Annotated in this window: 13 protein-coding genes; 2 read left to right on the top strand and 11 right to left on the bottom strand. The window is 55.0% G+C overall.

Annotation, left to right across the window (positions count from 1 at the left end; all coding sequences use genetic code 11):
- Positions 1–108: 108 nt before the first annotated feature.
- The 7 genes from fucP to GW591_RS17590 all read right to left on the bottom strand — a co-directional run bounded on the left by fucP (position 109) and on the right by GW591_RS17590 (position 6,416).
- A complete protein-coding gene (gene fucP, locus GW591_RS17620) occupies positions 109–1,347 on the bottom strand; it encodes an L-fucose:H+ symporter permease (RefSeq protein ID WP_014416553.1) in 1,239 nt (412 codons plus the stop codon).
- 112 nt (positions 1,348–1,459) lie between these two features.
- A complete protein-coding gene (locus tag GW591_RS17615) occupies positions 1,460–1,804 on the bottom strand; it encodes an L-rhamnose mutarotase (RefSeq protein ID WP_013577878.1) in 345 nt (114 codons plus the stop codon).
- Positions 1,801–2,577 (bottom strand): L-fucose dehydrogenase, encoded by a 777-nt coding sequence (locus tag GW591_RS17610; RefSeq protein ID WP_166861150.1) that lies wholly within the window; start codon positions 2,575–2,577, stop codon positions 1,801–1,803. Before GW591_RS17610 ends, GW591_RS17615 begins: the two co-directional genes overlap by 4 nt.
- Entirely contained in the window at positions 2,577–3,431 is an 855-nt protein-coding gene (locus GW591_RS17605) for an amidohydrolase family protein (protein ID WP_131637325.1), read from the bottom strand. The genes GW591_RS17610 and GW591_RS17605 overlap by 1 nt, the downstream gene beginning before the upstream one ends.
- 34 nt (positions 3,432–3,465) lie before the next feature.
- Positions 3,466–4,743 (bottom strand): L-fuconate dehydratase, encoded by a 1,278-nt coding sequence (locus GW591_RS17600; protein ID WP_166861148.1) that lies wholly within the window; start codon positions 4,741–4,743, stop codon positions 3,466–3,468.
- Between the two features lie 26 nt (positions 4,744–4,769).
- Positions 4,770–5,612 (bottom strand): fumarylacetoacetate hydrolase family protein, encoded by an 843-nt coding sequence (locus tag GW591_RS17595; RefSeq protein WP_166861146.1) that lies wholly within the window; start codon positions 5,610–5,612, stop codon positions 4,770–4,772.
- Positions 5,613–5,675: 63 nt separating this feature from the next.
- Complete coding sequence (locus tag GW591_RS17590; RefSeq protein ID WP_013577873.1) at positions 5,676–6,416, bottom strand: SDR family oxidoreductase; 741 nt, start codon at positions 6,414–6,416, stop codon at positions 5,676–5,678.
- 222 nt (positions 6,417–6,638) lie between these two features.
- Between GW591_RS17590 and GW591_RS17585 the strand changes: the two genes are divergently transcribed.
- Positions 6,639–7,400 (top strand): FadR/GntR family transcriptional regulator, encoded by a 762-nt coding sequence (locus GW591_RS17585; RefSeq protein WP_112151518.1) that lies wholly within the window; start codon positions 6,639–6,641, stop codon positions 7,398–7,400.
- 29 nt (positions 7,401–7,429) lie between these two features.
- On the opposite strand, the gene GW591_RS17580 is transcribed toward GW591_RS17585, so the two are convergent.
- From GW591_RS17580 to GW591_RS17565, 4 genes are all read right to left on the bottom strand, one after another.
- Positions 7,430–7,579: a DUF2474 domain-containing protein gene (locus GW591_RS17580; protein WP_013577871.1), complete on the bottom strand. Its 150-nt coding sequence runs from the start codon at positions 7,577–7,579 to the stop codon at positions 7,430–7,432.
- A gap of 58 nt (positions 7,580–7,637) precedes the next feature.
- Positions 7,638–8,642, bottom strand: a complete 1,005-nt coding sequence (gene cydB, locus GW591_RS17575; RefSeq protein ID WP_153376378.1) for a cytochrome d ubiquinol oxidase subunit II — start codon at positions 8,640–8,642, stop codon at positions 7,638–7,640.
- On the bottom strand, positions 8,635–10,068 hold the full coding sequence (locus tag GW591_RS17570) for a cytochrome ubiquinol oxidase subunit I (RefSeq protein ID WP_166861143.1): 1,434 nt from the start codon (positions 10,066–10,068) through the stop codon (positions 8,635–8,637). The genes cydB and GW591_RS17570 overlap by 8 nt, the downstream gene beginning before the upstream one ends.
- 533 nt (positions 10,069–10,601) lie before the next feature.
- Entirely contained in the window at positions 10,602–11,840 is a 1,239-nt protein-coding gene (locus GW591_RS17565) for an MFS transporter (RefSeq protein WP_166861141.1), read from the bottom strand.
- A gap of 60 nt (positions 11,841–11,900) precedes the next feature.
- Here GW591_RS17565 and GW591_RS17560 point away from each other — a divergent pair, with 60 nt between their 5' ends.
- Complete coding sequence (locus GW591_RS17560) at positions 11,901–12,887, top strand: AraC family transcriptional regulator (protein ID WP_166861138.1); 987 nt, start codon at positions 11,901–11,903, stop codon at positions 12,885–12,887.
- Positions 12,888–12,930 lie beyond the last annotated feature (43 nt).

Here is a 12,930-nt window from a genome sequence, read left to right as displayed (position 1 = left end):
TCATGACGCGGTTTGCAGGGTTGCAACCCCTCCCCGACACCCGAAGGGTATTAAGGAGGGGCTGTGTGGTGAGGGGGAGCAGTCAGATTGTTTTGTATGACAACGTTCTCAGATCGCCGCTTTCGCCCGCTGTTTCACGGCATAAATCAGCACCACGGCGAAACATACCATCGGCAGGGCGTAAGAAACGGCGGTGTTGTAGTGGTCGGCAATTGCGCCCATCAGATACGGCATCACCGCGCCACCGACAATCGCCATGATCATCACCGAGCTGGCGCGTTTGGTTTGTTTGCCCATGTTCTTGACGCCCATCGCGAAAATGGTCGGGAACATGATCGACATAAAGAAGAAAATCGCCACCAGTGCAATCACCGAGACGTTATCAATACCGGCCACCACCACGCCGCACAGCACAATATTGATGATGGCGTAGACCACCAGCAGCGTGGCCGGGCGGACAAAGCCCATCAGCCAGGTGCTGAAGAAACGCCCGACCATAAAGCTGATCATGCCGACAGACAGCAGATACGACGCGTTCTGGTTCGACAGCGTGTGCCAGTGTTCGGTGGTGTAGTTAATGAAGAAGGCACCGACGCCAACCTGTGCCGCGACGTAGAAGAATTGTGCGATGACGCCGCCGGTGAAATGGCCGTGCTGCCACAATCCTTTCTCGATACCGTGATCTTCCGGAGCGCTTTGCTCGCGGATGTCCGGCAATTTTGTGCGTCCGAACAGGAAGGCAATCAGCAGCACTAACACGGCGATGGTGACGTAAGTGGTTTTCACCGAGGACAATCCGTCCGTCGTGGTGCCTTGTGTGGCGGAGAAGAACAGTGAACCACCGATGATCGGGCCGATGAACTGACCTAAACCGTTGAAGGACTGAGAAAGGTTCAGGCGGCGTTCGGCTCCGGCCGGATCGCCGAGAACGGTAGCGAACGGGTTAGCGGCGGTTTCGAGACAGCCCAGACCGAGGGCGATCACGAACAATGCGAACAGGAACATGCCGAAGCTGCCTGCGGAGGCGGCGGGCACGAACAACAGTGCGCCCAGGGCATACAGACACAGACCCACCAGGATCCCGGCTTTATAACCGAACCTGTCCATGAAGAAACCGGCGGGCAGGGCGATGATAAAATACGCCCCGAAATAGGCGGCCTGTAGCAGACCGGACTGGGCTTTATTGACGTGCAACACGTCCTGGAAATGCTTATTCAGGACATCCAGCAGCCCGTAGGATAAACCCCACAGGAAAAACAGCGTGGTGACCAGTATGAACGCCAGTCGGAAACCGGACGTCGTTTTGCGCTGCGCATAAGCGGGCGCGGCAGTTTTATCGGCGAGCATGTTGTATTCCTCAGTATCTGGTGACGCATGTAGGGGTTCAGCTCAGGTGGCTGATTTTTTATGTCAGATAACGTGAAAAACGGTTTCTCCCTCATAGCAGGGAGATGTATAGCTATTTCTGATCAGCCAGCGAAAAAATCTTCTCCATTTCCACCCACTTTTCACCGGCGGGCGTCCACGGCGTAGGGCGCTGATACTTCCACATCAGGGCTTCCCATTCGCAGACTTTCGGATCCTCCAGACTGCGGCGTTCGAACAGTCCGCTGTCAAAATCTTCCGTGGTTTCCATCACCATCATCAGGCGGTTGCCCAGCCGGTAAATTTCCATGTCTGCGATGCCATAGCGGCGCAGGTGCGCGGTAATTTCCGGCCAGATTTCGCGGTGATAACGCTGATATTCTTCGATAAGCACCGGATCGTCCGCCAGATCCAGCGCCTGACAATAGCGGCGTTTCATGTTAAGGCCCGGTCGAGATGCGTATAACCGCCGTCCACGGTCAGCCACTGGCCGGTGGTGTGCGAGGCGCGGGAAGAGAGCAGGAACACCACGGTGTTGGCGATTTCCTGCGGCGTGGTCATACGCTGTCCCAGCGGAATATGCGAAGTGATTTGTTGCAGCTTTTCTTCGGGATGGTCGAAGCTTTTGATCCAGCGTTCGTACAGCGGCGTCATGACTTCCGCCGGGATCACCGCGTTCACGCGGATACCGTCGCCGAGCAGCGCCGCTGCCCATTCGCGGGTCAGCGCCAGAATGCCGCCTTTGGCCGAAGCGTAACCGCTGGTGTTGCCTTGTCCGGTGAGTGCGGTTTTCGAGCTGATATTGACGATAGCTCCCCGGCTGGCGCGCAGGGCGTTCAGGCTCAGGTGCGCCATCAGGTAATAGTGGATCAGATTCTGCTCGAGCGATTGCACAAAGGCTTCGCGACCGGCATCCAGCCCGACGCTGTCGTTGGCACCGGCATTGTTCACCAGCCCGTCGATGCTGCCGTAGCGGGTAAGCACCTCATTCACCGCTGCCTTGCAACTGGCTTCGTCGCGCAGTTCAGTCAGTACAAAACTGGCCTGTGGCGAAAGCTGTTGCAGTTTATGCATCAGTTCATTGGCCGGTTCGGTATTGCTGATGATCACCGGAACCGCGCCTTCTTCCGCCAGCGTCAGCGAAATCGCCGCGCCGATACCGGAACCGCCACCGGTGACCATCACCACTTTATTTTGCAGATGCAGATTCATCAGTCATTTCCTGTAATCGGTAAAGGCTGTAATCGATAAATCGTGCAGGCATTGCCGCCATAAATGGCTGCCTGCTCGTCAGAACTGAGTGCGGCCGTGGCCTGTTCACATAAATCCCACGGATTTTCATCCCCGTCTGCCAGTAAACACACCGGCCAGTCGGAACCAAACATCAGGCGTCCGGCACCGAAAACGTCCAGTGCGGCATCGAAATACGGCAACAGATCGCGGGCTGGCATACCTGCCGGACGCGGCTCGGTCAGCAACCCCGAGAGCTTGCAACTGACGTGTTTTAACCCCGCCAGCGGTGCAATCTGCTGCTTCCAGTACGCTGCACCCCGGCTGAGATCCGGCTTGCCGAAGTGATCGAGCACCAGAAAATGCCCGTCATGCTTTGCCGCGAACTGCACGGCATCGCGCAGATGGCGATGCGTCACCAGAATTTCATAGACATAGTCCTGCCGCTGAATCTGGCGAATACCCGCATTGATGGTCGGATTTTCCAGCCACTGCGCAGGTGAAGACTCGTCCTGAACCTGATGACGAAAGCCGCGCAGCATCGGGTGCGAAATAGCCTCCAGATCCCGTTGCAGCGCGGGTGACGACAGATCCACCCAGCCGGTCACGGCATGCACAAAGTCGGTTTGCTCTGCGATCTCCAGCAGCCAGCGGGTTTCCTGCACAGAGGAACAGGCCTGAACCAGAACCGTGCCCTGAATATCGTGACGTTGTAACGCAGGCCGCAATATCTCCGGCAATAAATCCTGTTTCAGCACCGCCATGTCATCACCTATCCAGCGATAATCCTGCGGGGTGTAGCGCCAGAAATGCTGGTGGCTGTCGATTCGCATCATCGGCGTTCTCCTTGCTGCTTTTCGATCATTAAGGTCAGGCGTGATGGCGGTATCTTTCGATCGACGCCTGATGCATCTCAATGGAGAATCCCGATGCCTGCGGCGGCATATAGGCCGCGCCCCGGACGTCGCACGGATGCACAAAATGCTCGTGAAGATGGTCAACGTATTCGATGACGCGGCCTTCGTGCGTACCTGCGATGCACAGATAATCAATCATCGACAGATGCTGCACGTATTCGCATAACCCGACGCCGCCCGCGTGCGGACACACCGGCAGATTGTATTTGGCCGCCATCAGCATCACCGCCAGCACTTCGTTGACGCCGCCCATGCGGCAGGCATCAATCTGCACCACGTCGATGGCTTCGCGCATAATGAACTGCTTGAACATGATGCGGTTCTGGCACATTTCGCCGGTGGCGACTTTAACCGGTGCAACGCCCTGACGGATTTTGCGGTGGCCTTCGATGTCGTCCGGGCTAGTCGGTTCTTCGATAAACCAGGGGTTGGCAAAGGCGAGGGCGTTCACCCAGGGGATGGCGTCGTTGGTTTCCCATACCTGATTGGCGTCGATCATCAGTTTGCGGTCCGGGCCGATCACTTCGCGGGCGATGCGCACACGGCGGATGTCGTCTTCCAGGTCGCGCCCGACTTTTAGTTTCAGATAATCGAAACCGGCGTCGACCGCTTCCTGACATAAACGGCGAAGTTTATCGTCGGGATAGCCGAGCCAGCCCGCTGACGTGGTGTAGCACGGGTAGCCTTCCGCCAGCAGTTTCTCCGTGCGCCGGGGTTTGTTGTCGGCACGTTGCTGCAATAAGGCCAGCGCTTCCTGCGGCGTGATGCAGTCAGTGATGTAACGAAAATCGATGCAGCGCACCAGCTCTTCCGGCGACATATCGGCGACCAGTTTCCACAGCGGTTTACCGGCGGCTTTGCTCCATAAATCCCACACCGCGTTAACCACCGCACCGGTCGCCAGGTGGATTGCGCCTTTGTCAGGACCAATCCAGCGCAACTGGCTGTCGCTGGTGAAATCGCGCCAGAACTGGCCCATATCGGCGGTAATGTCCGCCAGTTCGCGGCCCACGATCAGATGTTCCAGCGCTTTAATCGCCGCACAGCAGATTTCATTGCCGCGCCCGATGGTGAAGGTCAGGCCGTGGCCTTTCAGCGCCGGAGTGTCAGTGTCTAAAATCACATACGCGGCGGAATAATCCGGATCCGGGTTCATGGCATCCGAACCGTCCAGCGCCAGCGAGGTCGGGAAACGCACATCTTCAACACGTAAAGCGGTAATCGTTGTCATCGCAAAATTCCTTTAGCTGTAAAGGGTTATGCCTGCACTGTCTTCTGGCGCTGCTCACCCAAACCTTCAATCCCAAGCCGCATCACCTGACCGGCTTTCAGGTACACCGGCGGTTTTTGCCCCAGTCCGACGCCCGGCGGTGTGCCGGTAGAAATGATGTCACCGGGTTGCAGGCTCATGAAGCGGCTGAGATAACTGATGATTTCTGGGATCTGGAAAATCATGGTGCGCGTATTGCCGTTCTGATAGCGCTTGCCGTCAACTTCCAGCCACAGATTCAACTGGTGCGGGTCAGGGATTTCATCCGCTGTCACCAGCCACGGACCGGTCGGGCCGAATGTGTCGCAACCTTTACCTTTGTCCCAGGTGCCGCCGCGTTCAATCTGGAATTCGCGCTCAGAGACATCGTTAATCACGCAGTAACCGGCGACGTGCGACATCGCATCGGCTTCGCTGATATAGCGCCCGCCGGTGCCGATCACCACACCGAGTTCCACTTCCCAGTCGGTTTTGACAGAATCACGCGGGATCTCCACGTCGTCATTTGGCCCGACCATCGCGCTGGTCCATTTGCTGAAAATCACCGGTTCTTTCGGGATCTCCGCGCCAGTTTCGGCGGCGTGGTCGGCGTAATTGAGGCCGATACAGATAAATTTCCCCACCTTGCCGACACAGGCACCCAGACGTGGTTCACCGCCGACCAGTGGCAGCGTGTGCGGATCGAGCTGGCGCAGTTTATCCAGCGTTTCAGGCTGCAGAAATTCGCCGCTAATGTCGGCAATATGTGCGCTGAGATCCCGCAACGTGCCGTTGTCATCCAGCAGGCCGGGGCGCTCAGAACCTGCGTTGCCGTAACGTAATAATTTCATGGGTCAGTGTCCTTCTGTGAAAGTCAGATCGGTGAAAATCAAATGTTTAAAGCCGCTGGCGTGTCAGTTGCTCCAGCCGCCGTCAATAATTTGAACCGTGCCGGTGGTGTATGAACTGGCGTCGGAAGCCAGATACAGCGCAAGCTGGGCGATTTCTTCGGTTTTACCGATGCGCCCGATCGGCTGGCGGGAAACAAACGCCGCGTACACCTCGGCTTCGCTGCGGCCTTCGGCCTTTGCCTGTGCCGCGATGCGCTGGCGCAGGGACGGCGATTCCACCGTGCCCGGACAAATCGCGTTACAGCGAATGCCGCGGGTGACGTAATCCGCTGCAACAGAACGGGTCAGGCCAATCACGGCCGCTTTTGAAGCGCTGTAAGCAAAGCGGTTCGGCACACCTTTGATGCTGGAGGCGACGGAAGACATGTTGATCACTGAACCGTGGTTGCGCTCAAGCATGGCGGGCAGAAAAGCGCGGATCATGCGGAACATCGCGGTGACGTTAAGATCGAGCGCAAACTGCCATTCGCGTTCGGTGCAGGTCAGGATATCGCCGCTGTGCACCACGCCAGCGCAGTTGAACAGCACATCGAGCGCGCCGGTTTCTTCTGCCAGCGCAGCAATCGCCTGCGGGTCGGTCACATCAAGCAGGCGCGGGGTGATGCCGGGAATATTGTGTAATGCGTCGATGTTGATGTCGGTGGCAATCACCTCTGCGCCTTCACGGGCAAACAGCGTGGCGGTGTTGAAACCGATGCCTTGTCCGGCGGCGGTGATCAGAACTTTTTTCCCGGCCAGGTTCATAACAATTCTCCCTAAAAGGTGCTTTAAAGGCCTAATGGTCAGGCCATTGGAGGTGAAAAAAACGCGTTAAACGCAGTGCTTTTTGTTAAGATGTTCGGCAAGCTTCTGCTTAAAACGCCATTTCGGTTAACCAATTTTTTACATGCATAAAACAAATCAGCAAGATTTTTGTCCGGAAAATGCTAGCTGAATCACTTAATGAGAATTGACCGCAGGTGTCCGATGCCGATAAAAAAATTAGAAAATCCCAGAATATACAGGCAGATAGCTGACCAGCTTAAAACGTTAATTGATAACAAAGAATTTCCGCCCGGCAGCCGTCTTCCGGCCGAGCGTGAACTGGCGAGTCAGTTACAGGTCAGCCGCGCGTCGGTGCGTGAGGCGCTGATTGCGCTGGAAGTGATCGGGCTGGTGGATGTGCGGGTGGGAAACGGCGTCATTGTCCGTCAGCAACCTGCCGTTCCGGCCACGCCTTCGCAGGAGCCGGTGATGTCGCAGGCAGGGCGTAATCAGTGGGCGGATGTGGATGATGAGCTGAATATTGAGCTGGATTTTACGGCTGAACTGCCACCGTTTTCGCTGTTGCAAACCCGTCGTCTGATAGAGCCGGAAACCGCCGCGCTGGCGGCAAGAAATGCCACTGACGCCGAACTTGCGGCGATCAGGCAGGCATATGAACAAAACTGTCGCGATAACCGCAATGGCTCGGCAACGCATCCCGGCGACCGGTTGTTCCATATCCGTATTGCGCAGGCCAGCGGAAATCCGGCTTATGCCTTCATCATCGCCCACCTGCTCGGCCACCGTTATGGCACCATGTTCCGCAGCCTGCAATTACACTACACGCCGCAGGACATGCCGCACCGTTCTGAGATTGAGCACCTCGAGATCCTGACCGCGCTGGAGGCCCGTGACAGTCGTGCAGCGAAGAAGGCAATGAAGGAACATCTGGATGCGGTGATTAAGATTTTCGGGCAAGGGTGACAACGGTCGCTGCATCTGACCCCGTATTTTTAATGCGACTTCATTCCGGCTGCCGTCATCATCATTCTGAATAAGAATGCCACCACGGCCAGTGATAAAACACTCAATGAATAAATGACGATCAGCCAGACGACGCGTTTCCAGAAGGGCTTCTTACTATTAACGGTCATATCCTGCATCAGGAACCTCCGGTGATAACCGGGCGAAATGCGGTCATTTCGCCCGATACTGTTGCGATCAATGGTAGCCTTCGTTTTCCCTGATTTTCCCCCGGAAGACGTAATAGCTCCAGAAGGTATAAATCAGGATCACGGGGATGATGAACACCGCGCCAACCAGCATAAATGCCAGGCTTTTCTCTGACGATGCCGCATCCCAAATCGAGATGGCCGGCGGAATAATATTCGGCCAGATGCTGATCCCAAGCCCCGAAAATCCGAGGAAAATCAGCGCGAGAGTCAGCAGAAACGGCATATAGTGCGCGTGACTTTTTATCGCCCGCAAAATTCCCCAGGTACAGGCTAAGACCAGTACCGGCACCGGCAGAAAGGCGATCAGATTCGGCATGCTGAACCAGCGATGAGCAATATCGGCATGGGTCAGCGGCGTCCAGATGCTGATCACACCGGTGATCGCCAGCAGCGTGATCACCAGGGGTTTAGCCAGACGGCACATCTTCTGATGCAGGGCATTTTCCGTTTTCATGATTAACCATGTACAGCCCAGCAGCGCGTAGGCGACCACCAGCCCGATACCACAAAAAATAGGGAAGGGGGCCAGCCAGCTTAACGCTGAGCCGCTATACGTTCTGCCTGTCACCTCAAAGCCATTAAGCACTGCGCCGACGGCCACGCCCTGACTGAAGGTGGCCACGATGGAACCGGCAATGAACGATTTGTCCCAAAACGGACGGTGCTTTTCGGTCGCCTTGAAGCGAAATTCAAACGCCACGCCGCGAAAAATAAGACCGAAAAGCATCAGGGTTAACGGAATGGTGAGTGCATCGGTGATCACCGAATAAGCCAGCGGGAAAGCGCCGTATAAGGCCGCGCCGCCCAGTACCAGCCAGGTTTCATTACCGTCCCACACCGGTGCAACGGTGTTGACCATCATGTCGCGTTCGGTTTTGTCTTTATTGAACGGGAATAAAATACCGATACCCAGATCAAAGCCATCCATTACGATGTACATCAGGTTCGCAAATACGATAATTCCAAACCATATAATAGTGTAATCAATCATATTTTTTACTTCCCTCAGGATTGCTCAGCCCTTCCTGCGCCGCAGACAGCGGACGCGCCGGTGTGTTTGGCTTACCTGGTCCACCGTGAGAAACCTCATCACCTTCACCGGTCACCGGCCCTTTTTTGATAAGACGCATCATGTAAACGTAGCCAATACCAAAAACGGACGAGTACACCAGCAGGAAAGCTAACAGGCTGAGGCTCATGTGCATTTCACCGTGCGCGGAGACGGCATCGCGGGTGCGCTGAACGCCATAAACCACCCACGGCTGACGGCCAATTTCAGTAGTAAACCAGCCCGCAAGCAGGGCAATCAGACCGGAAGGTCCCATCAGCAGCGTGAACCAAAGGAACGGGCGGGACTGATAAAGCCGCTTTTTATAACGCAGCCACACACCCAGCACGCCTGCCGTGATCATCAGCAGACCGAGCGCGACCATGATGCGGAAAGACCAGAAAACTACCGGCGAATAGGGACGATCTTCTTTCGGGAAACTCTTCAGCGCGGGCACCTGTTTTTGCAGGCTATGTGTCAGGATCATACTGCCCAGATAAGGGATCTCCAGCGCATATTTCGTGCGTTCCTGCTCCATATCCGGGATGCCAAAAAGAATTAACGGTGTGGCTTCCCCGGGCGGATTTTCCCAGTGCCCTTCAATGGCCGCAATTTTGGCGGGCTGATATTCCAGCGTATTCAGTCCGTGGGCGTCACCGACCATTGCCTGAATGGGGGCGACGATCAGCGCCATCCACAATGCCATGGAAAACATTTTCCGAACCGCTGGCGTATCATTGCCGCGAAGCAGGTGCCAGGCACCGGAAGCCCCCACAAAGAACGCACTGGCGAGGAAAGCCGCGATGGACATATGGAACAGACGATAAGGAAATGACGGGTTAAAAATGACCTTAAACCAGTCCGTCGGCACCACGACGCCATTGACAATTTCATAGCCCTGCGGAGTATGCATCCAGCTGTTCGATGCCAGGATCCAAAAGGTGGAGATAAGCGTGCCCAGCGCCACCATACAGGTCGCAAAGAAATGCAGGCCAGGCCCCACCCGGTTCCAGCCGAACAACATCACGCCCAGAAAACCGGCTTCGAGGAAAAATGCGGTCAGCACTTCATAGGTCAGTAAAGGGCCGGTAATGCTACCGGCAAATTGCGAGAATCCGCTCCAGTTGGTGCCGAACTGATAGGCCATCACCAGACCTGACACGACCCCCATGCCAAAGTTAACAGCAAAAATTTTGGACCAGAAATGATACAGATCCCGGTAACTGCGGTTGCCGGTTTTCAGCCACATCCCTTCAAGCACCGCAAGAAAACTGGCCAGCCCGATCGTAATGGCAGGAAATATGATGTGAAAAGACACGGTGAATGCGAATTGTATTCTTGCCAGGTGAAAAGCATCTAATCCAAACATTGCTGACATCCCCTGTGGAGAAAGTGGGACACGTTAATTAAAATTAACATACAGAGTACACTTGTGATTTATACGTGATTAAGATGAAAGGATTGTGCACTGATATTATTTTGCGGGGTAGATACAGTTTGGTGAAAATACACTATAACAGTTCAGGTTATTTTCATTTTTATCATTAAAATTCAATGGGTTAATTGTTGTTTTTTTCGTGAAGCGAAATTGATTTTATTTCCCGCCTGCGCATGATAGAAATTAAAAACATTGTCGCCAGCATGGTGTGGTTTATTGATTTTTAAGGATTTATATTTCATCTGTATTTTTTACTCCGCCGGGAGTAAATTTTATCCCTAAAACGTATATTCAATTTTAATAAAACTGTTATAGCTCAATCCGGTTCAGGGAAATGAACCGGAAATAGTTTTAACATGATGATAAATTGAGTATTCGGATATGATGGTAACAATGGTTGTGTGGAATTAATTTTAGCTGTTTTTAGGAATTTACTGAATGATCATCAGCGTATTTCCCTGACGCTATTCGTGCTGAAGGGACTGGGTTTCTGCGCCGTCACCGGACAGGCCAACCCTGACGCACAAGGCAATGATCAGCGCAGCACTTAACATCACAATACCTGCCGTGATAAATACCCCGGAGATCCCCCCCAGTCCGAACATGACGCCTCCCAGTGCCGCACCGGCCGCGATAGAAGATTGCACGGCAGCCACCACCATGCCTCCTGCGCTCTCAGCCTGATCGGGCACCGAGCGGGTTACCCAGTTTGACCAGGCGACGGGGACACCGCCGAATGCCAGCCCCCACAGCAAAACCAGCAGAGTGAGTCCGGTGATCTGAACGGGCAGTAATATCATCCCCAGCGCTGCGATACCGACTAAACAAGGCATCACAATCAGCGTCAGGCGAAGGCTGTAAGTCATTATCCATCCGGCCAGCAATGTACCCGCAAAATTTGCCACTCCGAATCCGAGCAATAGCAGGGCCAGTCCGCCCGCATTTACATGACTCACGCTTTCCAGAGAAGGGCGAATATACGTAAACAGGGCATACTGGCCGGTATGTGCCAGCACACAGCCGGACATCCCCGTGGCAATGCCGGGACGGCGCAGCAATGTTAAGACTGATGCTATATGTGTAACCTGACGGGGCGCCATGCGCGGTAATGTGAACCACTGAAAAGCAAGAGTGACTCCTCCCACCAGAGCCGCGGCAATGAACGCGCTGCGCCAGCCATAGAGTTCACCGAGAAAGCTTCCCAGCGGCACGGAAACGACGGTTCCCACCGCAATACCACTGAAGATAACCGACAGTGCCCGCGGCACGAGTTTCTCCGGAACCAGCCGCATCGCGACCGCTGCGGCCATACTCCAGAATCCGCCCAGCGCGACGCCAAGCAGGATCCGCATCACCAGCAACACGGCAAGGCTGGAGGAAAGGGCGACCAGCAGGTTTGAGGCGATCATCAGCACAGTAAAACTTAACAGAACGGTTCTGCGGTCAAGCTTACGGGTCAGGCCCGGTACCAGCAGTCCGGCAAACAGCGCGATAACCGCGGTGACCGTCACCGCCTGACCGGCCAATGCTTCTGTCACCTGCAGGTCTGAGGCCATGGGCGTTAACAGGCTGGCTGGCAGGTATTCTGCTGTTAACAAACCGAACACGCCCATGGTGAGGGAGAAGACTGCCATCCATGCTGGCGGAGCCTGTTGCACATCTTGTCGGGTCGCGGGCGCTGAGCCCTCTGTTTTATGATTCATTTCAAATGTTCCTGAAGATTAACGTAGCGCAGAGTCTAGGCAGGATGGTTGAGATGATCTATGATTCGAAATCCTTGTTTTTTGACTATTACTCCTGAAATGACCCAGCACGATCCCTTTGCCCTTTCTTCTGACCTGATCAGTGAACTCCTGACAGGAATGCGTCTGCGTGGTGTGCAATATCGCCGCATCCAGACCGGCTCTGAATTTGGCATGGCGTTCAAACCGAGGCCCGGACATGCTTATTTTCACTATCTTGCCGTCGGTTCCGCTGTTCTTAAAACCGGGGATGGCGCGATCCATCCATTGTCTGCCGGTGATGTCATTTTTATGCCGCACGGAATGGCACATCAGCTTCTTTCTGAACCCGGCCATACCGCTCAGGACATTGACGACTTCGATGTCGCGCCATTAGGGGAAGCCGTGAGTGGTGTGGATACCTGCCCGAGCAGGGATACGATACCGGGCGCGATTCTTTTTTATGGCTGCATGGCGTTTGATCTGGGCGGAATGCAAAGTCTGGGTAAACTGATGCCGGAAACCATGGTGGCGGATGCCAAAGGCGAACGCTATCCCGGACTGTTGCCGGTGATTGATTCGATGAAACGTGAAATATGCTCCGGCCGTATCGGCTTTGCAGGCATTCTGGCCCGGCTTGCGGAAGTTGCCGCGGCAATGATCGTTCGCGGGTGGGTGGAATGTGGATGTGAAAATGCCTCAGGCATTGCCGCTGCATTGCGGGAACCCCGGCTGGCTAGGGCAATTCTGGCGCTGCACCGGCAGCCGGGCAGGAACTGGACCGTCGCGGAGCTGGCGGCAGAGTCGCACATCTCGCGCTCGGTTTTCGCCGCGCGTTTTCAATCGATGATTGGCGTATCGCCGTTGCGTTACGTGACGGAACTGCGCATGCAACTCGCCACGCAGTGGCTCTCAGACAGCAAGATTTCTATCGAGAACGTGGCATTTCGTCTGGGTTATACCTCACAGGCTGCGTTTAGCCGGGCTTATAAGCGCATTACCGGGCAATCGCCCGGTGTCAGCCGTTAACGATGTGAGTCATCGGGGCATAAAGAATATTCCCTCAGGCTGC

Origin of the sequence: Rahnella aceris (assembly GCF_011684115.1) — a bacterium.
GTDB classification, from domain to species: Bacteria; Pseudomonadota; Gammaproteobacteria; order Enterobacterales; family Enterobacteriaceae; genus Rahnella; species Rahnella aceris.
Note: the sequence above shows the minus strand (reverse complement) of the source record. Positions and strands in the feature narration are given on the sequence as shown.